This window comes from Flavobacterium sp. LC2016-12 (assembly GCF_015351595.1).
GTDB lineage: Bacteria > Bacteroidota > Bacteroidia > Flavobacteriales > Flavobacteriaceae > Flavobacterium.
The window spans coordinates 249,081-275,907 of the sequence record NZ_JADKPT010000003.1; the positions used below are offsets into that span (position 1 = coordinate 249,081).

Below are 26,827 nucleotides of genomic sequence, written 5' to 3' on the forward strand. Positions count from 1 at the left end.
AATTGTTAATTGTTAATTGTGAAATGTGAGTTGTGCGTTGTGAAATGTGATGTTTATCTTTTTACTTTTTACTAAAATTATCTACGTCTATAATAGCCTGTGCAAATGCTTTTGGATCTTCTTGTGGTACATTGTGTCCGATGCCATTTAGGATTCGGTGATCGTATTTTCCTGTGAATTTGTCTATGTACGCTTTTCCATCCGCGAAAGCGCCATCAAAATCACTTCCTATGGTGATCGTCGGAACTTTAATCGCAGGTCTTGCTGACAAACGTTTTTCTAGACTATTGTATTTAGATTCTCCAGGTTCAAGAGATTGTCTCCATCTGTAATTATGAATAACAATTGCCACGTGATCCGGATTATCAAAAGACTGGGCAGTTTGATCGTAAGTTGCTTTGTCAAATTTCCATAAAGGAGAAGCTATTTGCCAGATTTGTTTATTGAACTCATAAGTATTTTGAGCGTATCCTAATTTTCCTCTTTCAGTAGCAAAATAATATTGGTACCACCATCCTAATTCTGCTTTTGGAGGTAATGGTTTTAAGTTGGCTTCAAGATTGACAACCAAATAACCACTTACCGAAACCAATCCTTGTAAACGTTCTGGCCAAAGTGCCGCCATAACCACAGCTGTTCTTGCTCCCCAGTCAAAACCACCAATTACTGCTTTATCAATTTTAAGTGCATCCATCAAAGCAATAATATCGCTTGCTAATGCTGCTTGTTGTCCGTTTCTAAAAGTATCTTTTGAAAGAAAGGTTGTAGTTCCTGAACCTCTTAAATAAGGTGTGATTACTCTATAGCCTTTTGAAACTAAAATCGGAACTACTTCATTGTAACTATGAATATCGTAAGGCCAGCCGTGAAGCAAAATTACCGGTTTTCCGTTTGAAGGTCCTGCTTCAGTATATCCTACGTTTAATAAACCGGCGTTAATTTGTTTTAATGTGCCAAGAGAAGAGCTTACTCCTATTGGGTTTGTTTTTTGATTTTCTGATTGTGCATTGATTGATGTCATGGCAAAGAAAAGAACAGCGATTAAAAATATTTTAGAAGTTAAAGCTGTAATACAGTTTGTAATTTTTGATATTATTTTCATAATTCCTGATTTTTTAATTATTTGATTATTAGTTAATTTCTTCGTCAAAAGTAGTCTGGTTATGGTTATTCTGAAATGAGAAAATAGCTCAAACGGACGAAGTAAAAGGTGAAACGGACAGACTGAAAGTTGAAAATTTTGTTGATGAATTACTTTTTCAAAACCAAAACAGGTTTTCCTTTTTCAACGATATAAGTTGCCAGTTCTGAAGCTTTTGCATTAGTATTGTTTCTCGCAGCGTGCACTACACCTGGAGGAATAAAAAGTACCTCTCCAGCTTTTAATGTTACTGTTCCCTTACCTTCGACTTCATACTCTAATGAACCTTCCAAAACATAGATCACTTCTTCTCCAGGATGCGAATGTTTTCCGAAAGCGGAATGCGCATCAAAATCAATTTTGGCCTGTACTGTTTCGTATCCGGCAACACTAAGATCGTGTCGTTGTAAATCGGTGCGTTTTATTCCTGATTGCTGGGCTGAAACTGCGCCTGAAATAAGTAATGCAAAAAAGCTAAGGATAGTAATTGCGTTTGCTCTGAAGTTTGAATTTGTTTTCATGTTATTTAATTTTTTAAGTTGTTTGATTATCAGTTAATTTCTTCGTCAAAAGTACTTCGACCATCCTTTTTTTGAAATCAGAAAATAGCTCAAACGGACAAACTAGGGAGTGAAATGGACAGGCTCAAAGCTGGGGTTTTATGAGTGTATCAAAAATTAAACAAGTCCGATAGTAATGAAACCTTTATAAAGCAATTACCATTTTTTGTTTCCTATTTTTTTAATTAAAAAAAGGTTCTGTTCCATAAAAATGGAATCAGAACCTCTTTTTAAATTACTGTTGCTTAACCTATAACCTCACTCAACAATAGAGCGAATAATAATACCCATAATGTATGAGCAATAATTTTTACTGCATTTTTCATTTTGTATTTCTTTTAAAATTTATTATTTTCTTAATGATTTAAAAGCTGCGCGAAGTTCTTCTGTAAAAAGTTGTGGTTCTTCCCAAGAAGCGAAGTGACCGCCTTTGTTTACTTCATTAAAATAAATCAGATTTTTGTAGGCTTTCTCCGTCCAGCTTTTTGGTGCCTGATAAATTTCTCCAGGGAAAACAGTTACGGCAACCGGAATTTTAATTTCATTTGTTCTTTGCTCAACGACATTAAAATTGTTCGTGTTATTCTCCCAATATAAATTAGCAGATGAATTGGCTGTATTTGTAAGCCAGTACAATGAAATATCATCCAGCATTTCATCTTTGGTTAATGATTTTTCAGCATCTCCTCCACTATACGTCCATTCGTTGAATTTATCTAAGAAGAAAGAAGCTAAACCTACTGGAGAATCTGTAAGTCCGTATCCTAAAGTTTGAGGTCTTGTGACCATCATTCCTGCATAACCACCACCTTTTGTGTATAATTTATTAAGAGAAACAAAAGCCGCTTTTTCTTTTGCTGATAATCCTGCAGGTACCGGATCTCCGTCTTTAAGTGCTTTAGCAACATCTGCCGGAACTGTCGCTGGCATATTTACGTGAATAGCTAATAATCCTTCTGGTGCCTGACGTGCCATTGCATCTGCAATTACAGAACCCCAATCACCTCCTTGTGAAACATAATGTTTATATCCTAAACGTTTAATCAACACATCCCAGGCAGTTCCAATTTTTTCTGGTCCCCAACCCGTTCCTTTTGGTTTTTCTGAAAAGCCATAACCCGGCATTGAAGGAATAACCAAATCAAAAGCATCTTCTGCTTTTCCTCCGTAAGCTGTAGGATCAGTTAAAGGTCCAACCACTTTTAAAAGTTCAAAAACAGAACCCGGCCATCCGTGAGTGATTATCAAGGGCAAAGCATTTTTATGTTTCGATTTAATATGGATAAACTGAATATCCAATCCATCGATGTTGGTTACAAACTGTGGCAATGCATTTAGTTTCGCTTCTGCCTTATGCCAGTCATAATCGGTTCCCCAATATTTTACCAATTTTTGAATTTGTGCCAATTTTACTCCCTGAGACTGATCTGTAACTGTTTCCTGTTGTGGCCACCTTGTAGCATTTACGCGATTTTTAAGATCTTTAATTGCCTCTTGATTTACACTAATATGATACGGACGAATAGCTTCTGAATCTTTTACTGCTTGAACTTCTTTTTTCTGTCCAAAACTGGTAGCTGCGATCAGCATAAAAGCTCCTGTTGCGATTGCGTTTAAGAAGCTGCGATTATTCTTTTGAGTTGTTTTCATTTTTTTTTGATTTTTAAATTATTTGACTATCAGTTAATTTCTTCGTCAAAAGTATTTCGACAATACTTGTTTAAAAATCATTAAATAGTCCAAACGGACAAAGTGAGGAGTGAAATGGACAGTGTGAAATATGAGATTTGAAATACTTTGCGAGTTAACCACAAAGGGCGCAAAGATTTTTTAAGTGCGCTTTTATAAAAACACAAAGGTCACAAAGCTATATGGATAATAACTTTGCGACCTTTGCGTATCCCGATAGCTATCGGCATAGCGGCCTTTGCGGTTAAAATATTCCAACCTGAAACTTGAAACTTTGAAACCTGAAACAAAACAATTTAAGCTAAAACCATTCCTCCATCCATAATAAAATCAGCTCCTGTGATGAATTTTGAAGCATCACTGCTTAAATGTGAAACCATTTTTGCCACATCTTCTGAAGTTCCCATTTGTTTTAGCGGAATTCTATCAACTACAACATCCATAATTGATTTTACAGTTGTTTCATCTAAACCTACTTTTTTCATTACTTCAGTTTCTGTTGGACCAGGACTAACCGAATTTACTCTGATTTTTCGTGGCGCTAATTCTACCGCTGCTATTTTCATTACGGCATTCAGAGCAGTTTTACTTGATGAATAAATGGATGATCCTGCTCCGCTCATACTCGCAGTATTAGAAGAAAGAAATACTACAGATGCACCATCATTCAAAATCGGAATAAACTTGCTTAAAGTGAAGTAAGCTCCTTTTAAGTTGATATTCATAATATCATCGTATAAGGTTTCTGTGGCTTTTTCAATAGTTCCTAAACCAGCGATTCCGGCGTTAATGAAAAGAATATCAACTTGTCCAAAATCTTCTTTTACTTTTAAAGCCAAATTTTCAATGTCCAAAACACGAGACTGATCAGCAATTATAGCATGAACTCCCAATTCTGAAGCTGCTTTTTCAATTGCTTCTTTTCTTCTTCCGGTAATGATAACCTTTGCTCCTTGTTCTTTAAGTTGTTTGGCTGTTGCATAACCAATTCCGCTATTTCCTCCGGTAATTACAACAACTTTATTTTTTAAATTGTCCATTTTTTTATGTTTTTAAATTAACGGTACAAAGTTAAATCTGAAAAGACATTGCTTTTTCAATGGTATCATAGAGTATACTGCGTGTGTGTTTTTTCACCATATAAGTGATATAAGTTGATATTATAGCAAATAATTTAGCTGCTTTGTATAATACTGATCAAGATCATATAAGAAAATAGCAATGAGTATTTTAGTACTTAAAATAAATGCGATAAAAATTACTCTAAATAAGTTCAGCTTAAATGACCTCATCCACAAAGATTACTCAAACGAACCACAAAGTTTAAATGAACTTATATCACTTATATGGTGAAAAAATATCTACACGGTGAAAAAAAATGTTTTATATCTTAGTACAAATTAAATTTCAATGGAGAGAAATCAGAAAGAAGAGTTTCAGGCGCTTCAGGATACTTTATATGTTTTAGGCGGGAAATGGAAATTGCCTATTATTAACTCCATTTGTAATGGAAACACCCGATTCAAGGAAATTCAACAAAGTATTCCGGGAATAACTTCACGTATGCTTTCTAAAGAATTGAAAGATATGGAGCTCAATAATTTGGTAAAAAGAACAGAAGACCGTGATGCCAAAGTGCCTATACTTTATGAATCGACAGAATATTGCAAATCTTTTGGCCCCATTATATCTGAAATGATCAATTGGGGAATCTCGCATCGGGAACACATTCGGAATAAAGAAAAAAATGCTGCTGTAACTAAAAAAATAAAGCCCTGAAATTTCAGGGCTTTATTTTTATTTTTTCTTTTTCGATTTTGATTTCGATTTTTTAGCTTTCTTTTTGGCTATTTTTTTTGCCTTAGCTTTCTCTTTTGCTTTTTTTGCTTTGGCTTGCTTTTTAGCTTTTGCTTTTTGCTTTGCTTTTTTAGCTTTCTCTTTCTTTTTATCCTCTTTCGCTTTTTCTTTTTTCTTAGCTACTTGTTTTTTCTTTTTTGCTTTTTCTTTGTCTTTGTCTTTTGCGTCTTTTTCTTTCATCTTGTTCTTCTTCTTTTTAGATTTACTATTATTTTTATCTTCTGAAACAATTTCTTCTGTTTTTTCCAAAACCTCAGCCGAAACGGCTTCTTCTTTTTGTTCTATAGCTTCTGGAACTAAAACTTCAGCCTTTTTTACAGGTTTCTTTTTTGTTGTGGTAGTTTTTGACTTTACTGCTGCCGCTGGTTTTGAATCCGTTGTTTCCGTTTTTATGTCATTGTCATTAGCAATTTCATTTTCAAGTGTTTGCTCACTGGCCTTTAAACTATCGTTTTCAGAGCTTTCATTTAATTCGTTTTCTTTTTCTTTCATGTGCAGATATATTATTAGAGTGAAATTTTAAATAATTTTCAATGTTATTTATATTTTAACTGAATGTTAATTAATTATTAACAAATATACCTTTAAAAATAACGCTCCAATGTTAAGTTTTGCTTCAGATTAAAAACTTAACATTGGAGACTATGTACTATATTTACAATTCAAACTACAGGTTTTATTATGGAAGATTTTTTAATTGGTATTGGAAAAAGATTAAAAGAAATTAGAAAGAAAAATTCGCTAACCATTCATGAAGTTGCCAACAGAGCCGGCGTTAGCAATGGACTAATTTCGAGAATCGAAAACGGAAGAACTATTCCATCCCTGCCCGTTTTAATTGAGTTGATACAATCCTTAAATACTGATGTCAGTTACTTTTTTGAAGGTGTTGAAAATACCAAAAATGCAAAGTACCTGCATATTAAAAAAGAAGATTATCAAAAAATAGAGAAAGAAGACAGGGCCGAAACAAAAGGTTTTAATTACTATCATATCTTCAGTAAAAGTATTAATTCTATTGGTTTTGAAGCTGTAATACTTGACGTTGAACCCGATTGTAAACGTGAAAAAGTAATTACAGATGCCTGGGAATTTAAATACATCATCAAAGGAAGTGTGACTTATATTATTGATGATGTTGAAGTATTGGTCAGCGAAGGAGATTCTTTATGTTTTAATGGAAGACATCCGCACGTTCCTGAAAACAGAACTACCGAAAATTGTGTTATGTTAGTGCTTTACTTCTACTCTGAAAGTAATAGTTAATATTTACTTCATACTTAACCGCAAAGGGCGCAAGGGTTTTACGCCAGGTTCGCAAAGCTATACTATTAAACTTTGCGCCCTTTGCGTAGACCTTAGCGCCCTTTGCGGTTAAAAAACTTTGTGGTTAAATAAAAAAAGGTCATCTCCAGAAACAGAGACAACCTTTTAACAATAAAAAACACAAACTGAATTAATTTCCTGCCGGAAGCCATGAGCGTCCGTCTAACGACCATCCTGAGTTGATCGGTACTCCAAACCATTGTAGAGAAGAATAGGCGATATCTGTCATTTTTGGAACAACTCCTGTCGCTGTTCCGCATTTTAAGGTAGCTGTACTTGTTGTCCATGTTGGCGTATTAGCAAACGTAAGAGGTATTTGTTTTGTACTTGAGTCTGTAAAACTGTTTCCCGAACCATTATTCCCTTTCCAATATCCGATAAGATTAGCATAATCCGGATGAGAAGAAGTCACAGAGGAGCATGTATAATTTAAAATAGAGGCTTCAGCCAATGCTTTATTCCATACACGAACTTCCGCTATATTTCCGTTTACATTGGCACCATACGTTAATGTTCCGTCTTGTCCAACGGCAAACGGTAATCCTGAAGTCAAACTTCCAAAAGTAGCAGGAATCGCTGCCTGACCAACAAAAGCGCCATCCTGATACGTTTTAACCAATTTTGCTGTACGATCTACCACCAAAGTTAAATGATGCCACTTTCCGTCATTGATCGTACCTCCGGAAATATCAACACGACTTTGAGTATCGCCAATGTTTACTTTCCATACTCCACCCGTATTGGCACAAATTACAAATCCGCGGTTTTTACCACTTGCCCAGTTTTTGTTAGAAACCAAAGACGGATCACTAGAATAACCGGAAGTTTTTACTCTGCATTCTACCGTAAAACTTGAAGTTCCGAAATTGTATAGCGCATTCGTTGTTGACGCATATTTGTTATTTGCATTAAAACTGGCAAAACTACCTGTAATTGATGTTGTAGGATCAACTGGTTTTTCAATTTTTGTTGAAGTGAAATTCTTATTATTGAAGATGGTAAAAATATTTCTTTCTTCATAAGATGATCCTCCGTGCGATCCTGTTGAACCTGTAACTATTCCCCCATGATCGGGTGCTACAATAACCAACCAGTCTTCATTGGCATAATTGGGTCTATTTTTTAAAGCAGTTAAAATTTCGCCGATATAACCATCTGTAGTTTCGATACTAGATTTGTATTGTGGTACATTCAATGAAAATCCATAGCTATGGCCAGCGTGATCCACATCATCAAAATGTAAAAATAAGGCATCTGGATTGTCGTTTGTCAAGGCTGCTACAACTTCATTTTTTACCGCTAAATCTGTTGTAACAGTTTTTTCCAAATCAATTCCATCCACAATATAAGTATTGATCGGCGCCCAATGTACAATTGACATGGTTCTTAAAGAAGCGTTGTAAGTCTCAAGTCGCTTTAAAAAACTTGGATACGTTCCAAAATTAGGACTTGAAAAAGAGTTATCCGTAACACCATGCTTCAAATGCGTAACACCGCTAAGCATCGTCGACCAGCCGTTTCCGCTCCAGGTTGGTGCTTCTGTTAAAGCATCCAAACTGTAAACTGAATTTGGTAATAAAGCATGCACATTTGGGGTGTTGGCACCCATTAAAGCATCTCCGCGACAGCCATCAATACCTATAATAAGCAGTTTTTTAACTCCGCCGGCAACAAGTGCTGTCTTAGCAGTTTTGGAATTCGTTTTATTCACATTTACAGCGCTCTCGTCGCTCATAAGCGCTGCATCGTTGGTACAAGATGTAACTAAAAGTACACTTGCCAGAATTGTAACGTAACTTAATCTAAAAATCTTTTTCATTGGGTTGAATTGTTTTAATGGGTTACTATTTATTTACTTATAAAGAATTCTATTTTAATACGTTGCGAACATTTTAAACACATAGGAACATAGCATAAAATATGTAAAAAGGCATTTCACTTTTTTGAAAACACATAGCGATGTGTATCATTATTCACGCAGATCCATTAGATTTTTATTTTTAATCTTCTATCCAAAAAAGCTATCGGGAGTGGCTCTATTTTTAATACATAAAAACATTATTTATTTTAAATAAAGGGCATAGCTATGTGTTTTCAAAAAAGTGAAACGCCTTTCTGAGTGCCTAAAATCTATGTTACTATGTGTTAAAAAAAAGAGCTCTTTAATTCTCAATACTATATAAAGAGGCCAGAGATTCTAAAATATAATCCGGATTTGCTTCTTCGAGTTGTGAGCGTGTTTGCGCTCCAGATAAAACGCCTATCGTAATACCACACATTGCATTTTTTCCTTCCTCGATATCAATAGCCGAATCTCCTGCTTTTAATACTTTTGAAGCATCTGTAATAGCAAACAACTGCATCGCTTTATGGATCATATCCGGAAAAGGACGCCCCAATGCAACATCATCAGCTGTAATTAAAGCATCAAACTGATTGTCTTTTTTCCAGTTTAATTTTTCTAATAATGTATTGGCGACATGACTGCTGTAGCCTGTGTTTAAAACTACTTTTACACCATCTTTTTTAAGGTTTTGAAGTACATTTTCAACGCCTTCAATTGGTAACACTTTTGCAGATAAATATTCCTGGTCTAATATCTCTTTGAAATATTCAAAGATTAAATTTGATGTATTTGAATCTGTATTGTTGACGTGCTTCAGAATATCTTTTATCGCCTGATGTTTTTCTTTTCCTGCACCTAACGACAGTACCAATTGCAACGAAACTTCAATTCCGAATTTATTGATGGCTTTGTGCAGTGATTTGTAAACTATATTTTGTTCGTTTATTGTTGTTCCGGCCATATCAAAAACGACCATTTCAATTTCATTAATTTTCATTTTGTGTGTTTTATTTTTTGAACATGTATTTACATGTTTCTTGAATGTAATTGTGCTTAATTTTTCACGCAGATTAAGGCAGATTGAAGCAGATTAAGGCAGATTTTTTTAAATCTTTTTAATCCTTTATCCCGATAGCTATCGGGAGTGGCTAAAAAAATTAAACATTAAAAATTTTATCTATATTATGTTTGGCAAAGCCGGCGCTTCCGGTCATTCCTTTACCTCCAATTCCGGTTATAATGTGGATATTCTCCTCAATCGTATGCTCAAAAATATCTTTGGTTTTGCATTGTGAATACATGCCAAACCATCTGTTTTGGATTTCATACGTTGGCAAATCGATTATTTTTTTGGCTTCTTCAATCATGAAATTGTCAATGTCCATATTTAAATCAAATCCAAGGGAATCAATATCTTTTGCCGGCGCATATTCGTGTGAATCTCCCAAAATTACAGATCCGTCCAGCGCTTGCTTGAATAAAATATGGACACCATATTTCTTCTCAAAACTATCGGGATTTTCTTTTGCCTTTATTGCGGCATACGATTTACATTCTTCAAAAGATTCATATCTTCTGATCGTTAATCCTGTCAAAATAGAACCATCTAATTTATAGTTATTTTGAGGTTTAGTTTGCAGCATCTGAAGTTTCGAAACAACCAAATCGCTGTTGTTGTAAATTTCTGGGTATAGAATTTTGAAATCACTTCCGTTACAGATTATAATTTTTGAAGCTTTGTATTCTTGTCCTGCCGAAGTGGTTGCCACTACTCCATCATTTCTGTTTTCAACATTCAAAACAGTGGTATTCATAAATAAATCAAGGCCTAAATTGGCTGTCATGTAATCATGCAATTTATGAATCATTGTCGAGGGTTCAACTGTTACTTCCTGTGGAAAGAATAAACCTCCCGTACAATAATCAGATCGCAATCCGGCATATTTGACCAGACATTGTTCTTTTGTCAGCAAATTAGATTCGTAATCATTTGATATATTGATTTGATGCAACTCTTCGATCAATTGCATTTCTTCTTCGTTTGAAGCTAAATAAACGGTGCCGTTTTGGCGAATGCTGATATCAAACTGCGACTGAATATCTTTATAAATTTTTAAACTTTCTTTTCCGAAGTTTTGCCATTTTCTGTCCATTCCAGATGGTACAACCTGACCAAAATTTCGAACAGTGGCGCCTTCCGGTTTGCTGTTTTTTTCCAGAATAGCAACCGACATTCCTTTGTGTAAAGCGTGGTAGGCATGAAATGTGCCTAAAACTCCCGACCCTACAATTATTAAATCATATTTCTCTTTCATGTGTTTGTGTTTGTGTAATTTATTTTATTCTATTTCTTTTCCTTTGTTCAGGTGTATAAAGGAGTGGTGTTAATTTTTATTGTTTTTTTGAATTTGCGCTTAAAGTAATTAAACGACATTATGGTTGTAATTATCCCGACAAAGGATAACAGATAAATACAAGTGGTAAAAAAGCTTAAGAGTGAAATATTCTTGTCACCAAAATTTTTGAAAAACAAGACCAAAACGCTTCCTAAATAACCAAAAGCATCGGCGATGTAAATTAAAAAACCAGTGTTTCCGTCTATTTTATAAGTGGCAATCATTCGGTCGAAAAACAGACCGTTAAACGGAACATAACAAACGTACATTCCAAAACCTGAAATGATCATCCACGGAAGTGGCCCCATTAAATGCTTTTGAAATAAAAAAGTCGTTAAGCCGATAAGCAATGAACCAATAAACAAAACCAGATGATACCTTTTAAACGCCTTGTAGTTGTTTTTCATACTTCCTAAGAAACCTAAAATTACCAGAACTGAAATGGCAATTGGAATTTCTGAATACATATAGATAGAAATACTTTCTTTATATCCTAAAGTATCCCATAATTCCCTTGCAAAATTATCCCTGAATTCCCTCATGGCCGTTAGCATTGCATAAAAGATAATAATGGCCGTTAACGGAAAAGCAAATTGCTGAAATAATGAAGCGCGTTCTTTTTTACTCAACGGTCTTCTTTTTGATTTCAAAGCTAAATCTTCGCTATCCGGATTTGGGATTTTCTCCAAAAACAATGAAAATACTATTAACGGAATTATAAAAATCAATCCCGAAACAAAAGGCATCCAAAACTCATTGCATCCCAAAACCTTCAAGACAAAGGAACCGACAGACTTTGCCGCGCCCGAAGAAACTATAAAACTGGAACATAAAATAACGCCTAATAATTCGGTTGTTTTTCTTCCTTCAATATAAGAGAAAACGATTCCCCAAATCATTCCGAGAGGCAGTCCGTTTATGAATAAAAATGCAATATTATAAGGTGCCGGTACTATTGCAAAACCTAATAATGCCAATTCTGCAATCGCAATAAAGCTTATTAAATAAAGTATTCTTTTTGATGATTTTAATTCTGAAATAACCTTGATTCCCAAAAACTTAGAAAACGTATAACCTAAAACCTGCGCTAAAATCAGCAATATTTTATAGTCAATTCCCCAGAAAGACATATGGTCAAATGTGGCTACAGTAAAAGGTTTCCTGAAAGCATACATACAAAAATAAGTACCAAATGCCGCTATGGATGTTTTTAATATAAACCTGAAATTAGATGTTTTTTTAGACATTAGTTCCTTAAGATTAAAATGATAATGTGGTATAAAATTGAGATTGGATATCCTTTTTTAGAAACCCGTTGAATGCAGTCGATTAAAAAAAATAAACTGTAAAAATAAAACCTTCCAACATCCAACGGGTTAACTTATAGTTGTCTATAAATTATATTTAAGTCCTAAATTGAATTTCGCTCCATAGTATTCCACCTGTTTTGGTCGGTTTGGCGTTTCTCCAAAATGATACATTAAAGGCTCATTCAGAACGTTATTTACATCACTGAAGATGGTAAAATGGTCACCAAATTTATAAGAAGCTGAAAAATCAAGTGAGTTGTATTTACCATAATAAATATCGTTCATGTCGGTATTTTTGGCATTGGCATCAAAACTTGTTGCGTAGGCTCCTTTGTGGTTAAAAGCTGCTCTCACGTTAAGTTTTCCGCTTTCATAAAATAATTGTAAGTTGTATAATTCTTTGGCCTGATAAGGAGTTGACACTTTTCTTCCGTTTGGATTATTAGCATTTTTACCCAATGTCATTTCAGAATTCATAAGTGTTGCATTGATCTGAGTTCCGAAATATTTCAGGAATCCAGGCAAGAAGCTGAATCTTTTTGTGAATCCGAATTCCACTCCGCCAATCCATGCGTTACCACCGTTTGTTGGCGAACTGATTTCGATATCAGGAATTCCGTTAATAGTTCCCTGGTAAGTATCATCAAAAATTGGATCTGTAATTGATTTGTAGAAAACTCCGGCATTGATAATTCCCACTTCATCAAGGAAATATTCTCCCAATAAATCAAAGTTCCAAGAGTAAGTTGGATTCAAATTTGGATTCCCACCTGCGTATTCACCATCAATAGTATTCAAAGAACCCGCTGGAGAAATGTCTCCAAAGTTGGGTCTTGCAAAAGTTCTCGTTGTTGCAAAACGAAGATTTAAATTATCAACCGGAGTATATTTTACATGTAACATTGGCAATACTGAAGTGTAATTTTTAGTGTTTTCAGCATCAACCACTACATCATTTTCTACCGTTTTTCCGGTTACTTTTGTATTGGTATTCGTAACTCTCACCCCTCCTAAAACTGTCCATTTATCAGTAGCTAAATACGTTGCCATTGCATAAAAAGAAGAGGTTGTTTCGTCTACATTAAAGTTTCTTCCTAATCCTTTTCCTAATTCCGGAATTTGAGAATCTGTTGGATTTAAAACTAAATTGCCTTGTGAAGTATTAAAAAAATTCGTCATTCCACCAGTAGATAAAACCGGCCCGAAACTGTTTCCGATATTCGTTCCTGTTTCTTTTCTCATATAGTCTGTTCCTCCAGGCTGAAGAATTAAATCCTGACTGTAATCTGATAAAAATGGTGTTGCCGATCCTGTCCAATTGTAATATTCATCTCTAAATGTGGCGATACGATCTTTGTCTGTTAATTTCGCACCGAATTTCATTTTAAGTTTTTCATTAAAATTGTGCTCGTAGTTTACAGCCGCAATAATGTTATCTCTTTCTACAATGCTGATTTTATACAACTCTAAAGTGGAAAATTTCATTTTTGTCGGATCTGTTTGGAAATTTGGATCTGAGAAAAAGTCAAATATTGATTTTGGATTATTTGGATCCAGCATACCGCCGTCAGCAGCCCAATACGCTCTTGGTCCTCCTGCTCCGCCATTTGCAACGGGAACAGTATTCATATATTCCGGTTTAACACCAACTCCGGTTTGGTTGAATTGCATTAAGAAATAACTGTTGTCTTCTGCATTTGGAATATTTCCATATTTAAACTGATTTCTGTAAGAAGCCAGACTCCAGTCTAGATTTCCATTTGCCAATTGATGTTTTCCGCCCAAATCAATACCAATAAATTGTGTCATTAATTCGTTATGAATATCTTGTTGCTCAACAGTTAAAGCGTTGGTTGTACTACTGAATTTGTCAAAACGGATTCTGTGTTTGTAATGTGTTTCTTCATCTGTAAGTCCGCCATAAGTTGCTTTCAGGAAAATTTTATCTCTTGAAGACGGATTAAATTCCATTGCACCATTTAAACCTGTCGTTTTTCTAACTCCGGTATAATCACGCAATTCTAATCTGTAAACACCCTGATCTCCTTGTCTTCTGGCTTCGTAATTGTCTGTAGCCCAGTTTCTGTCCCAGTAGGTTCCGTTTATAATGTAACCGAATTTTCCGTTTTTACTTTTGTCACCAATAGTAAGTGATCCGCTGTAAATTCCTTTATCTGATTTTTCATTGTAACCACTAAAAACACTTGCTTTAATGGTTCTTTTGGTTGGAGCAGTCTGCGTGGTAAAATTTACGCTTCCACCAATGGCATCTCCATCCATATCTGGTGTAATGGCTTTTGTAGCTTCAACATAAGCGATTAAATCTGACGGAAAAAAGTCGAATGCTGTTGCTCTTGAAGTGGTTTCTTCTTCAGCAGTTGGAATTCTGTTTCCATTAATTGTAGTTGATGACCAGAAAGGCGGCAAACCTCTTACCGAAACAAAACGTCCCTCACCCTGATCTCTTTCAATCGAAACTCCGGGCATACGCTGTACCGTTTCTGCAGCATTACGATCCGGAAGTTTTCCTATTCCATCGGCAGCAATTACGTTTACAATGCTCATTGATTTCTTTTGCATGTTCAGCGCTCTTGCTTCACTATTTCTTTGGGTCATTCCGCTTACTACTACTTCGTTTAATTCTTTTGAATTCGTAGAAAGTCTGATGATTCCTAAACTTACTTTTTGATTGTCCTTAACTTCAACCGTAATGGTTTTTGTTTCATATCCTATATAAGCAATTTGCAATTCAAAATTTCCTGTTCTAACATCCTGAATCGTAAAAGAACCACTGAAATCAGTTGTTGTTTTTTGATTATTTGACAATATAATAGTGGCTCCCGGCAATGGAGACTGTGAATCTGTAATGGTTCCGCTGATGGTTCCTTTTTGCGCTGTCATGTTTTGTGCAAAGAGTATAGCAGAAAAAATAAAAATTGCCTTGTAAATTGTTTTCATGGTTAATTGTTTACAAATATTAAATTTATTGAAGCAAATTAACAATGAATTTTACAAATAGTGAAAAAACGAGAATTATGTAATTGTTAAAAAAAAGGAAATTTAAGGGCTACAATTTGTTAAGGATTTGTAAAAAAACAGGAAATGCAGTTTACTGAAAACTAACACTTTTAAAGCTTTTTCTCTTTAAAATTAAGGCCTCGCAACACTTTACGAAACAATGAAAAGAGAAGTAATATAGCTTCTATTTCAAAAACTTACTAAAGTGCCTTTTTTTACTATTTGTAAACTTTTTAAAATTTACTGCAATTTCATTTTATAAATTTCTTCAAAAATGAAATCTAAAATGATTGCCAATTTTTGCAGGTTCCCTTAGCTTAATCTTTTGGTAACCTTATGATAATTCTCATCGAGTAGTTTTGTTTATCAATACAACTTATTATGTTATTCCTTCTTTATTTAACCTCGATCCAATCTTTAATTACTGCTTTATTAATCTTTTTTAATAAAAAATTCAGGCAGGAAGATTTTTACCTTAGTCTCTTTTTCGGAACAATATTCTTTCACCTTATATATAAGATCTCCATACTCTTCTTTTATCAGGATGCCAATCTTTTTGAAAAACTACATGGAAGTTTCTCTTTCCTCTACGGTCCGTTGCTTTATTTTTATATGCTGTCGGTATTTGGTAAACCAATTTCAACCCGAAAGATCTGTTACCATTGCATTCCGTTCTTTATAGGTTTTGCTTTCAACATAGTTGTAGTGTTTATTGCGGTAACCAATCCCGTATTCCCAAAAATCATTAAACTTTCTAACCTTATTGTGATGCTGCTTTTAATGTCCTCTTTTCTCGGTTATAGTATTTATTGTTTAAAGTATATTCGTTCTTCTAATCTCGATACAACAAGAATTTTCAATTTAAAAATCAGTATTGTAAAAGTTATAGGAAGTGTTTACTGTTCTTTAGGAATCTTAACTGTTTTGGGACTTGTATTGTTGGCTTTTAATATGGAGATGATCGTAAACCTTCGCTTTGTTTACTATTGTCTGATGCTTTTTATCTTCATTTATGTCATTCACATTCGCTTTGCCATATTTTTTGAGATTCAAAAACTGGTCATTGAACTTAAAAACGAAGAGAAGTATAAAAACTACGAATTGAAATCGGATGAAATGAATGAGATCATCAACGCTGTTCAATCTTATTTCAAAACCAAAAAAGGCCATTTAGATTCTGAATTTAACTTAGATAAACTTTCAGCTGATTTAAATATCTCAAAAGTAAAAATCACGCAAGCGCTCAATGTCGAATTAAAAACCAATTTCTATCAATACGTCAATTCCCTTAGAGTTGAAGAAGCCAAAAGATTAATTGATAAAAAACAAGATGCCAATTTTGTCACTATTGGTTACGAAAGCGGATTTAAAAACAAATCGACTTTTTATAAATATTTCAAACAAATTACCGGAGCAACTCCAAGTGATTACAAAAAAGTACTTGAAGAAGCTTTATCATCAGAAAATGCATTCTCGTAAAGCCTATTATTTTATAAGAAAAGTATTTCCATATCAAATGCAATTTCAAAATAACAAGTCCTTCATATTTAGTTAACCATTTGATATTATTCACAAATATTTAATAATCAATAACTTAAAAATAATTCTAGTCTTTTTTGTACGCCTAAATTTAAAAAGACTTCCGGAAAATAACCATCAGATAGTTTTGCAGCAGAAAATAAAAATTAACTACACACAATGAAAAAACTACTATTGTTATTTGCTTTGATTTTATCCGGAAATCAACTTATAGCGCAAAATTATGCTTCAATGATCGGAAAAGTTTCTGATGGAAAAACGTTTTTACCAGGAGTAAATATTTCGATTTTAGAAAGAAAAACGGGAACCTCGACAGACTTTGATGGTAATTTTCAAGTTTCGAATTTATCGGGAGAAAAGCTTACAGTCTCATTTAGTTATATGGGCTACCAAACGATTACCAAAGAAATAAAATTAGTTTCGGGTATTAATAATCTGGGAACTGTTACGCTTGCTGCAGAAGAAGGTGCTTTAAAAGAAATTATTGTGAAAGGTTTTACTGGGCCATCTCAAATCAAAGCCTTAAGTATGAAAAAGAAATCACTTGCTATTATGGATGTGCTTTCTGCAGATGCTGTTGGAAAACTACCAGACCGCAACGCTGCTGAAGCGGTTCAAAGAATGCCAAGTGTAAGTGTAAACCGTTATCATGGAGAAGCCAATCAGGTGAGTGTACGTGGAACGCCTTACGGATGGACATCAACTTTGTACAACGGAACAAGATTGCCAAGTGCTTCTGTTGCCGGAACAAGAAACACACTTTTAGACGCTATTCCTACTGAAATGATTCAGTATATCCAGTTATCAAAAGCTATAACTCCTGATATGGAAGGCGATGCCATTGGTGGATCTGTGAATTTCATATCCAGAACGGCACCTAAAAAAACAATGCTAAACGCGAGTCTTGGTGGCGGTTACAATCAAAAAGCTGAAAAAGGTTCTTATAATGCGTCTTTAGTTTACGGACAAAGATTCTTTAAAGATAAATTGGGAGTTGTATTGGCAGCTTCTATTTGGGACAGAAATTTCGCTACTGATGAAATGGTAGTGGATTACAATATCAACGCTCCTGTACAATCTCAAAAATATGGTATCAATACCGTTAATGCTAAAAGATATTTTGGGCAAAGAACTACAAAAGCAATAAGCGGTGGAATTGATTTTGAATTGAACGATAAGAATAAATTTTTCGGGAAATTCTTGTATGATAAATTCAGAGATGTGCGTCCGGTTTATGAATCATTTTATGACTTTGCCAAAAAGAGATACACTTTTAGCTACCGTTATTCTGATTATAAAACAGATTTAAACGGAGTAGAAATTGGCGGAGAACACAGAATTGGTTCTAAGTTGAAATTTGACTGGTCGTTTGCTAACAACGAAATGACCTATCTTTTAGATACCCCTCCAAATATGCCTACTGATATGAGAGGGTTACCAATTGCACAGTTTTCTCAAAAGTTGGTTGGCGATTTTGGTGTAAGATCATCAGACGGAGCAGTTTATAATACTTTTGATTCTCCTGACGGAAATGGTGTAAACATCTACAACATCGATCCAAAACTGACTAATCCAACGGATGTCATGGATCCGACAAGATTAACTTTACAACAATTGGTCATTACACAATTGGACCAAAGAGATCATGATAAAGTGGGACAGATTAATTTTAATTATGATGCTACTGACAAATTTGTAATCAAAGCAGGTTCAAAATTAAGATTCAAAGATTATCAAGGACAGCAAACACCAATCGTTTATTTACCTGGTGCGGCTTTAGGAATTCCGGGGTCGCCAGCGTTACTTCCGATGAGCAGTTTACAAACGGAACCGTATCCAAATGCTAATAATTTCTTCTCAGAAATTGGAAGTCCGTTTAATAACCTAATTGTAAATCCGATTACAAAAAATCAATTGTTTGATATTTTCACACCTTCCTACTTAAAAGCAAATGGTTTTGCAGATTATTCTCCGGCCTCTAATGTAACAACAAAATTTAAAGGCGAAGAAAATGTTTTCAGCGCTTATGTTATGGGTGTTTATGATTTAACTGAAAAAACAAAAATCATTGCCGGTGCCCGAAACGAAGAAACGAATGTTACGATGAGCAGTACCGCTTATAATTCTCAAACTAAAGTGGCAACGCCAATTACCAAAACATCATCGTATAATGCGTTTTTGCCAATGGTTCATTTAAAATATGCTTTCAATGAAAACATCAATTTCAGAGCAGCTTATACGAGAACTTTTTCAAGACCAAATTTACCCGATTTAAATCCGAGTGAAATTATTGATGTTACTGCCGGAGTTCCAAAAATCACCAGAGGAAATACTGATTTAAAGCCTACTTTCTCTAATAACTTAGATTTTATGGGAGAGTATTTCTTAAAAGACATCGGGTTAATTACTGCGGGAGTTTTCTATAAAGATATTAGCGACTATATTTTCAGGGATATTTCTGCAGAAAGAATCAATAACGTGGATTATATCGTTACGCAGCCAAAAAATATTAAAGATGCAAGTTTACTAGGTTTTGAATTTGGAATCACAAAAAGATTTACAGAATGGAATGGTTTCTGGGGCGGATTTGGAATTGATTTTAATACTTCAATTATAAAATCAAAATTAGAAGTTTCGAGATATGATGCACAAGGAAATGTAACCGCTACGGACGAAACTACATTACCAAATCAATCTAAGTTGCTGTTTAATTCTTCTCTTTTCTACGAAAAATATGGCTTCATGTTTAGAATCGCCGGAAATTACAGAGGAAAATCAGTAGAAACAATCAATCAAAATTTAGGTCCTGATTATTATATCTCGGCTATGCCCAATTTCACTGTTGATTTCTCTGCAGATTATTCAATCAGCAATAAAATCAAAGTTTTTATGGAAGTTAGAAATCTTACTAACGAACCCTTCAAACAATTTATGGGGAATAATGAAGGCCGAATCACCAACAGCGAATGGTCCTCTATCAATGGTCAGTTAGGTCTTAAATACCAAATTCTATAAGATTCATTTCTTTTCAAACACTTTTAAATAATAGTTAATGCAAGCTGATTTTTTCAGTTTGCATTAAAACTCTAATCTCTAATTTAAAAAATAAATAATATGAAAACTCAAACACTTTTACGTACTACTGCAATCTTTTTAATGATTGCTTTTCAAACTCAGGCTCAAAAAAATATGGAAATCGAGAACAGCCCGAACTTCAGATCATTATCCGGAATTCATAACAAAGACGGCAAAAAAATCAAGGAAGATATTATTTTCAGATCAGGTAATTTTTCTAAACTCACAGAGAACGATATTAAAAAATTCGACGCTTTAAACATCACTACGATTGTAGATTTTAGAAACGACGATGAAATAAAAAAAGATCCTGACTTTATTCCAGCAGGAGAAAAAATTGAAACTAAAAGAGCTAATATCGGTTCTATTAATGGCAAAGAAATGGAACAATTTATGAAAATTATGATGTCACCAACTTTCAACGAAGCTCAGGCAGATTCATTAATGGTTGCTGCCAATGCAGGATTTGCAGAAAGCGCAAAAGACTTTAAACCTTTCTTTGATGAAGTGAAGAAAAAAGAAACTGTTGTTTTGTTTCACTGTACAGCTGGTAAAGACAGAACAGGATTTGCTTCTTCTTTATTGTTGCATATTTTAGATGTTTCTGATGAAGAAATCATGAAAGATTACCTAAGATCTAATGAAGCCATCGCAAAAACAGATTTAAGCAAATACAAAGCCTACGGAATTCCGGAAGAAAGAATGGCAAAATTAATGGGCGTAAAACAAGCTTACTTAGAATCAGCGTGGAATGCCGCTATTAAGAAATATGGCAGTATTGATAAAATGTTATTAGTAGAATATGGCATTGATAAAAAAGTCAAAAAGCAAATTCAGAAAAAATATTTGGTGAAATAGTTTCGTTTTTTTTTAATTAAGCCGCTTAAAGCAATTTAAGCGGCTTTTTTTATTATCTGAATATGAGCACAATACAATGGCAATCATATAAAATTTACGCTTAAAATTGTAAGTATTCAAGTGTTTTGCATAGTAGCTTTGATAAGTACTTAATACAGGTAAACTATCGCAAAAACCACAATTCCAACTGATTATAACTTTTAAACTTTACGACCATGAACGAATCAAACAATACTTTAAAAAGCTCCAGTATTACTTCAGGCGATAATGTCTCGTTTTGGATTGATTCTACACAGATAATTTCCTCTGGTAAACCAGATCAGGATATAGACACAGAAGTACTTATTATTGGTGGCGGAATTGCGGGTTTAACGACTGCTTATAAATTACTCAAAGCCGGAAAAAGAATAGTTCTGGTTGAAGATGGTTTTATAGGAAGTGGCGAAACCGGGCGTACAACAGCACATTTAACCTGCGCTTTAGACGACCGATATTATTTTCTTGAAAAAATATTTGGAGAAAATGCTGCCAAACTTGCGGCCGAAAGCCATACGGAAGCCATTGATGAAATTGAAAAAATTGTTTCTGAATTAAATATCGATTGTTCTTTTAAAAGAGTAAATGGTTATTTATTCCTTCATCCAACTGATAAAGAAGAAAATCTGGATAAGGAGTTTCATGTTACACAAAAAGCAGGATTAAAAACCTCTATTTTAAAAGCTATTCCCGGATTGGCTAATGTCGAAAATCAAAGGTGTCTGGCTTTTGCGAATCAGGCACAATTTCATATTTTACATTATTTAAAAGGTCTTGCCGATGCTGTAACTTCCTTAGGAGGCGTTATTTATACCGAAGCCCATGCAGAAGATATTACTAAAAAAGGAGCTAAAGTGAACGGATATAATTTTTCAGCACAGCATATTGTAGTAGCGACAAACAGTCCGGTAAATGATGTTTTGACCATGCACACCAAGCAACATGCGTATAGAACTTATGTTATTGCAGGTAAAATTCCGAAAGGGCAACTTCCTTATGCGCTATGGTGGGATACAGGCGATCAGCAATCTAAATGGGTTTCTCAGCCTTATCATTATGTGCGTCTGGAAAATTATGATGACAAATACGATTTGTTAATTTCCGGTGGAGAAGATCACAAAACGGGTCAGTTAGATGAAGATGGAATATCAGCTACCGAACGTTATGACAGACTCGAAGCATGGACGCGAAATTATTTTCCGATGCTGGAAGACGATCTGACTTACAGATGGTCAGGTCAGGTTATGGAACCGGTAGATTCTTTGGGATTTATGGGAAAGAATCCTGGTGATGACAATATTTATATTATTACAGGTGATTCCGGAAACGGAATGACGCACACCACAATTGGAGCTATGATTATTTGCGATAGTATAATGGGAGTTAAAAATAAATATCAGGATTTATACAACCCATCCCGTATTACCCTTAAAATTGCAGTTGACTTTGCAAAAGAAATGGGGAATATGGCGTCGCAGTATGTTGATTGGATTACTTCATCTGACTTAAAAAATACTGCAGATTTACCAGCTGGAGAAGGTGGCGTAATTTCATCCGGATTGAAGAGAATTGCCGTTTACCGGGATTATGATAATTCCTTGAAAGCATTTTCTGCAGTCTGCCCACATCTGGGCTGTATTGTAAACTGGAATGCTGATGAAAAATCTTTTGACTGTCCTTGTCATGGTTCCCGATTTTCGACTGAAGGATCTGTTATAAATGGTCCGGCGCAAATCGATTTACATAAAATTCATATCAAACAAAAAACACATAGCTCCACACAAAAAGAGAAGCCTTTCTAATTGAAAATCTTCTTCAAAAATTTCAGTGTTTAAGAATTTTAAAAAAAAATACTGATAAAAATTTCCTTTCTATCAAGCTTAATTCTGTAATAATCAGGATTAATCGTGTAAAAGAAAAACAGCCTAAAGAGCTTAATTTTAATCTCGTAACAATTGCACATCAATAAAAATATAGAATTATGGAAACAGCCACAACATCTCAGAAAAAAGTTTCTAATTCAGGAACTTCAAAACTTAAAACAAACGTTTCAGCCCTGGAAAGATTTTTAATGGTAACCAGCGGCGGATATCTGTTGTATAAAGGATTATCAAAAGAAGATAAAAATATCACGCAAATAGGTTCAGGAGGCGCAATGCTTTTACGCGGACTGTCAGGATATTGCCCGGTGTATGATGCTGTCGATCATCTTAAAAACGATAAAGCTTCCAATATAAACATTCGTGTTAACAGTATCATTAATAAACCTATAAGTGAAGTTTATAATTTTTGGCGCGATTTCGAAAATTTTCCAAAATTCATGAACCATCTGGAATCTGTAAAACCGCTGAATTACACTACCTCTAAATGGACAGCAAAAGGGCCGGCCGGAATAGGCAAATTAACCTGGAAAGCCGAAATTATAAAAGATGAAAAAGAAAGATTAATCAGTTGGAATTCTCTTCCGGAATCCTCCATAAAAAATGCCGGAAAAGTTGTCTTTAGACCAAGCGGAAAAAATACGGAAATCATTGTAACTATTTCTTATCACGCACCACTCGGAGTTGCCGGAGAAAGCGCTGCAAAATTGCTTAATCCGTATTTTGAAAAACTGGTAAAAGATGATATCATGAATTTCAAAACCTATATAGAATCTGTTTAACTGATTTCACATAAAAAATAAAACCTGTAAAGAGAAATTCTTTACAGGTTTTTCCCTTTTGTTATTATAATATTAAGATATACATTGAACACAATGGAGAATAATAAAAAAATGATCAACGAACAAATGTCTAATGAAAGAACATTTTTGTCATGGGTTCGAACTGGCATCGGAATAATGGTTTTTGGTTTTGTAATCGTAAAATTCTCTTTGTTTGTGAATCAATTACCAGCCAGTTTTTTTCGTGAAACCAATATTCCTAAAAATGGATTAACCATAATTATAGGTATAGCATTAGTCCTTACAGGTGCTATTACCATTTTTTTATCATATTGGAAATACAGACAAACCCACAAACTGCTGCAAAAAGGCGAATACTTATATTCTACATTACTGATAACAGTTCTGACCGTTGTTATTTTTCTGATGAGTATTATTATAATTACTTATTTAATTATGGCTGCTTATCCGTTTTCTTCTTAAAAAAAACAGACAGTATTGAAATTATATATAGCTGATAATAATACAATTGTATTTCAAAAACTTATAATTTTTTTCTGTTTCTGGTTAATAGCTTTGTAAGTATTAATTATTAAATCTTATTATTATGAATACTTCAAACCACAGAAACAGCAGATCAGATAATGAAGCCATTACTTCTGAAACAATGGAAAATAAAGATCCGGCAATTAATCAGCATCAGAATAGTTACAAAGACAGAGAGCCTTATAACACTGATAATTCAGATGGACAAAATCTCGATGATAACGATGATATTAATATTCAAAAAAACAGCAATCGAACAATTGATGCCGAAAGAGATTTAAGCGACAAAAATGATCCGAACCGAAGAACGTTGGACGAATATAGCGCCAATAAAGCGGAACCGGATGATGAGGAAGAGGAAGAATAAGCATGTTAAAATGTTATTCAAATTCTTAAACTAAAAAAGGGATTGTTTCATGAAACAATCCCTTTTTTTGAAGTAAAGCTGCTTAAAACTTAAATGTTATATTAGCGGTAACACGTGTTGGGGTTTGCGCTGCAAGTCTGTAAGACCAATATTTTTCATTTGTTAAGTTGTCCACTTTAAGGCCAATTCTATATTTTGGCTGATCGTAAAAAAGGGACGCATCCAAAACGGTATAAGCCGGAATCGAAAATTTGAAAGTTGTTGTATTCGTCTGGTAATATTCGCTTCCGTAAATACCTCCAAAACCAATTCCTAAACCTTGTGCACGGCCCGTAACAAGCCTGTAACTTGCCCATAAATTTGCCGTTTGAGGTGATCCTGCGGTTGTTGGTCGTAATCCCTGAACGCTCGCATTGCTCTTTTCGTATTTACTATCGTTATACGTATAACCTGCCACAATGTTTAATCCTGAAATTGGATTGGCTATTAACTCGGCTTCAAAACCTCTGCTTACCTGAGTTCCGTCCTGAATTGAAAAGTTAGCATGATCAGGATCGTCACGTGTTATATTGGTCACGGCAATATCATAATAGCTTAAGGTAGCTGATATTTTACTAAGATCAAATTTGAAACCACCTTCCCATTGATTGGCCTGATTTGGTTTGAAAGTATTACCTTCAAAATCTGAACCGGAAACATTACTGAAACCATTCATGTAGTTACCAAAAGCTGCGATTTTATCTTTCACAATTTGATAAACTACTCCAAATTTTGGAGAGAAAGCGGTTTGATTGTAGTTTCCAGCAATAGAATCTTTGGTAGGATAATAGGTTCCATGATTTTCATATTTATCCACACGAATTCCACCCATTACTAACAATTTATCTGTTACATTTAAAACATCAGAAACGTAGACACTGTACGTATCTTCATCAGTAGAAACGTAGTTATTAAAAGTAGCGCCTGCAAACATTGGCTGTACTTTTTGGATGTTAAAATCGTTATAAGCGTCGCCAGGTTTTTTATAATCCATTGCCGGCATATTAACGATGGCATCGTTTCGGGTAGCACGCAGACTATAGAAATCAAGACCGGCTACTACTCTATTTTTAAGTTGGCCAATATTGAATTTTCCAATAAAATTTTGCTGAATATCCGTTCCATAAAAGGGTGATTCCTGATAGGTTACCTGTTGTCTTATTGTTGTAGGCGACCTCATTTGCAAAGCCACCACATAACCATCAGACGATGATCTTGTTCTGGACAAAATAGTTTGAGAATCCCAACTATCTGACATTTTATACTTTAGCTGAGCAAAAATATTATATTGTTGACTCGTGTAATTAATAGTATTATTGGCAAAAGATAATTTATATGGCATATCTAGTTCCTCAATACTGCTTTCAGTGTTTGCTACCACGAACGGCGCAAGTCTGGTTGGTGAAGTTGCTTTGTACATGCTGAATTCTATGTCAATTAAAAGACTTAATCTGTCATTGATAGCATAGGAGAAACTTGGAGCAATTGAGAAGTTTTTATTGAATCCGGCATCCTGAAAACTTCTTTCACTATGCAATGCCGTATTGATTCGTAACAAAGCTGTTTTATCTTCGTTTAAAGGTGTATTTACATCAAAAGTCAAACGGTTCAAATCCCAACTTGCTGCAGAATACGAAACTTCTCCTTTAAAAGTATCAAAAGGCTTTTTAGTTACACGATTAAATAATCCACCAAATGATGATAAAGTACTTCCGAAAAGTGTTGCAGATGGCCCTTTGATAACTTCAATACGCTCTAAATTGGAAGGATCAATAGTGGTGTAAGTAAAACTTCCAACACCATTTCTAACGACCTGCGGAGTTGGAAACCCTCTTGAAATGGAAGTCGTACGGCCTTGATTTCTTACTTCGGCGATACCTGCTCCCGGTACATTCTTAAAAGCACTATTGTAGTCAGTAACTACCTGCTCTTTCATTAATTCCTTACTTACTACTATGTAAACCTGAGAGTTTTCGATGTTCTTTAAAGGCATTTTGGCAACGTCAAAACTTTCTTTTTTAGCAAAACGATTTCCTCCCGTGCGAATTACTACATCTTCCAGATTTTGAATGGAAGAATTTACTTTGATGTCAATTGAAACCGTTGGATTTTGCTCTGTAATCTCGGTACTTTCGAGAGATGATTCGTAACCAGTCATCGTAACTTCTAAAGTATATTTTCCGAAGGGTACTTTTTTAAATTCGAAATTTCCAGCCGAATTGGTAACTGCGTTTTTATTAATCTCTATTAATTTCACGATTACACCCTGACTGGCATTTCCATCATTAGTAATCACACTACCTGAAATTGAACCGGTTGCAGTTGTTTGCCCCTGTACACTGGTATTAAACAACAAAAACATCAATATTAAAAATACTGATGTAAACGATAAACCTGCTATTCTTTTATTTAGTACTTGTATATAATCTGAAATTGAAAGTATTGCTCTCCTCATATTTATATTTATTTAAACTGATTCTAAATTGAGCGCAAAAGAACAATATATTTCTAAATATATCAACAGCAAATTGCTATTTTTTCAAAATAAATTCGGCTCTAAAT

General features: G+C 34.4%; 20 protein-coding genes. 9 read left to right on the top strand and 11 right to left on the bottom strand.

Annotation, left to right across the window (positions count from 1 at the left end; genetic code table 11):
- Window positions 1-61: 61 nt before the first annotated feature.
- From IRZ99_RS07560 to IRZ99_RS07575, 4 genes are all read right to left on the bottom strand, one after another.
- A complete protein-coding gene (locus IRZ99_RS07560) occupies window positions 62-1,102 on the bottom strand; it encodes an alpha/beta fold hydrolase (protein ID WP_194656687.1) in 1,041 nt (346 codons plus the stop codon).
- Between the two features lie 149 nt (window positions 1,103-1,251).
- The gene (locus IRZ99_RS07565) at window positions 1,252-1,662 is read right to left on the bottom strand and encodes a cupin domain-containing protein (RefSeq protein WP_194656688.1); all 411 of its coding nucleotides are present in this window, start codon (window positions 1,660-1,662) and stop codon (window positions 1,252-1,254) included.
- Between the two features lie 387 nt (window positions 1,663-2,049).
- On the bottom strand, window positions 2,050-3,351 hold the full coding sequence (locus tag IRZ99_RS07570; protein ID WP_194656689.1) for an epoxide hydrolase family protein: 1,302 nt from the start codon (window positions 3,349-3,351) through the stop codon (window positions 2,050-2,052).
- Window positions 3,352-3,686: 335 nt separating this feature from the next.
- Window positions 3,687-4,430, bottom strand: coding sequence for an SDR family oxidoreductase (locus tag IRZ99_RS07575; RefSeq protein ID WP_194656690.1), 744 nt, complete (start codon window positions 4,428-4,430; stop codon window positions 3,687-3,689).
- A 370-nt stretch (window positions 4,431-4,800) separates the two neighbouring features.
- Here IRZ99_RS07575 and IRZ99_RS07580 point away from each other — a divergent pair, with 370 nt between their 5' ends.
- Entirely contained in the window at window positions 4,801-5,169 is a 369-nt protein-coding gene (locus IRZ99_RS07580) for a helix-turn-helix domain-containing protein (RefSeq protein WP_194656691.1), read from the top strand.
- Window positions 5,170-5,187: 18 nt separating this feature from the next.
- On the opposite strand, the gene IRZ99_RS07585 is transcribed toward IRZ99_RS07580, so the two are convergent.
- A complete protein-coding gene (locus tag IRZ99_RS07585) occupies window positions 5,188-5,739 on the bottom strand; it encodes a hypothetical protein (protein ID WP_194656692.1) in 552 nt (183 codons plus the stop codon).
- Between the two features lie 189 nt (window positions 5,740-5,928).
- Between IRZ99_RS07585 and IRZ99_RS07590 the strand changes: the two genes are divergently transcribed.
- Window positions 5,929-6,513, top strand: a complete 585-nt coding sequence (locus IRZ99_RS07590; protein ID WP_194656693.1) for a helix-turn-helix domain-containing protein — start codon at window positions 5,929-5,931, stop codon at window positions 6,511-6,513.
- Between the two features lie 190 nt (window positions 6,514-6,703).
- Here IRZ99_RS07590 and IRZ99_RS07595 read toward each other — a convergent pair whose 3' ends face one another.
- The 5 genes from IRZ99_RS07595 to IRZ99_RS07615 all read right to left on the bottom strand — a co-directional run bounded on the left by IRZ99_RS07595 (window position 6,704) and on the right by IRZ99_RS07615 (window position 15,083).
- Window positions 6,704-8,392: a DUF4983 domain-containing protein gene (locus IRZ99_RS07595; protein ID WP_194656694.1), complete on the bottom strand. Its 1,689-nt coding sequence runs from the start codon at window positions 8,390-8,392 to the stop codon at window positions 6,704-6,706.
- Window positions 8,393-8,735: 343 nt separating this feature from the next.
- Window positions 8,736-9,416, bottom strand: a complete 681-nt coding sequence (locus IRZ99_RS07600; RefSeq protein WP_194656695.1) for a phosphonatase-like hydrolase — start codon at window positions 9,414-9,416, stop codon at window positions 8,736-8,738.
- A 160-nt stretch (window positions 9,417-9,576) separates the two neighbouring features.
- Window positions 9,577-10,734, bottom strand: a complete 1,158-nt coding sequence (locus IRZ99_RS07605) for a TIGR03364 family FAD-dependent oxidoreductase (RefSeq protein ID WP_194656696.1) — start codon at window positions 10,732-10,734, stop codon at window positions 9,577-9,579.
- A gap of 47 nt (window positions 10,735-10,781) precedes the next feature.
- Window positions 10,782-12,062 carry a DUF5690 family protein gene (locus IRZ99_RS07610; RefSeq protein ID WP_194656697.1) on the bottom strand — a complete coding sequence of 427 codons (1,281 nt, stop codon included), beginning with the start codon at window positions 12,060-12,062 and terminating at the stop codon, window positions 10,782-10,784.
- A 144-nt stretch (window positions 12,063-12,206) separates the two neighbouring features.
- A complete protein-coding gene (locus tag IRZ99_RS07615) occupies window positions 12,207-15,083 on the bottom strand; it encodes a TonB-dependent receptor (protein ID WP_194656698.1) in 2,877 nt (958 codons plus the stop codon).
- A gap of 441 nt (window positions 15,084-15,524) precedes the next feature.
- On the opposite strand from IRZ99_RS07615, the gene IRZ99_RS07620 reads away from it, so the two are divergent.
- The 7 genes from IRZ99_RS07620 to IRZ99_RS07650 all read left to right on the top strand — a co-directional run bounded on the left by IRZ99_RS07620 (window position 15,525) and on the right by IRZ99_RS07650 (window position 24,226).
- The gene (locus IRZ99_RS07620) at window positions 15,525-16,622 is read left to right on the top strand and encodes a helix-turn-helix domain-containing protein (protein WP_194656699.1); all 1,098 of its coding nucleotides are present in this window, start codon (window positions 15,525-15,527) and stop codon (window positions 16,620-16,622) included.
- Between the two features lie 219 nt (window positions 16,623-16,841).
- A complete protein-coding gene (locus IRZ99_RS07625) occupies window positions 16,842-19,697 on the top strand; it encodes a TonB-dependent receptor (protein WP_194656700.1) in 2,856 nt (951 codons plus the stop codon).
- Window positions 19,698-19,796: 99 nt separating this feature from the next.
- Window positions 19,797-20,615 carry a tyrosine-protein phosphatase gene (locus IRZ99_RS07630; protein WP_194656701.1) on the top strand — a complete coding sequence of 273 codons (819 nt, stop codon included), beginning with the start codon at window positions 19,797-19,799 and terminating at the stop codon, window positions 20,613-20,615.
- 215 nt (window positions 20,616-20,830) lie between these two features.
- On the top strand, window positions 20,831-22,453 hold the full coding sequence (locus tag IRZ99_RS07635) for an FAD-dependent oxidoreductase (protein ID WP_194656702.1): 1,623 nt from the start codon (window positions 20,831-20,833) through the stop codon (window positions 22,451-22,453).
- 179 nt (window positions 22,454-22,632) lie between these two features.
- Window positions 22,633-23,313, top strand: coding sequence for an SRPBCC family protein (locus tag IRZ99_RS07640; RefSeq protein WP_194656703.1), 681 nt, complete (start codon window positions 22,633-22,635; stop codon window positions 23,311-23,313).
- A 93-nt stretch (window positions 23,314-23,406) separates the two neighbouring features.
- Window positions 23,407-23,796, top strand: coding sequence for a YidH family protein (locus tag IRZ99_RS07645; RefSeq protein ID WP_194656704.1), 390 nt, complete (start codon window positions 23,407-23,409; stop codon window positions 23,794-23,796).
- Window positions 23,797-23,920: 124 nt separating this feature from the next.
- The gene (locus tag IRZ99_RS07650) at window positions 23,921-24,226 is read left to right on the top strand and encodes a hypothetical protein (RefSeq protein WP_194656705.1); all 306 of its coding nucleotides are present in this window, start codon (window positions 23,921-23,923) and stop codon (window positions 24,224-24,226) included.
- An 82-nt stretch (window positions 24,227-24,308) separates the two neighbouring features.
- On the opposite strand, the gene IRZ99_RS07655 is transcribed toward IRZ99_RS07650, so the two are convergent.
- The gene (locus IRZ99_RS07655; protein ID WP_194656706.1) at window positions 24,309-26,720 is read right to left on the bottom strand and encodes a TonB-dependent receptor; all 2,412 of its coding nucleotides are present in this window, start codon (window positions 26,718-26,720) and stop codon (window positions 24,309-24,311) included.
- Between the last annotated feature and the right edge of the window lie 107 nt (window positions 26,721-26,827).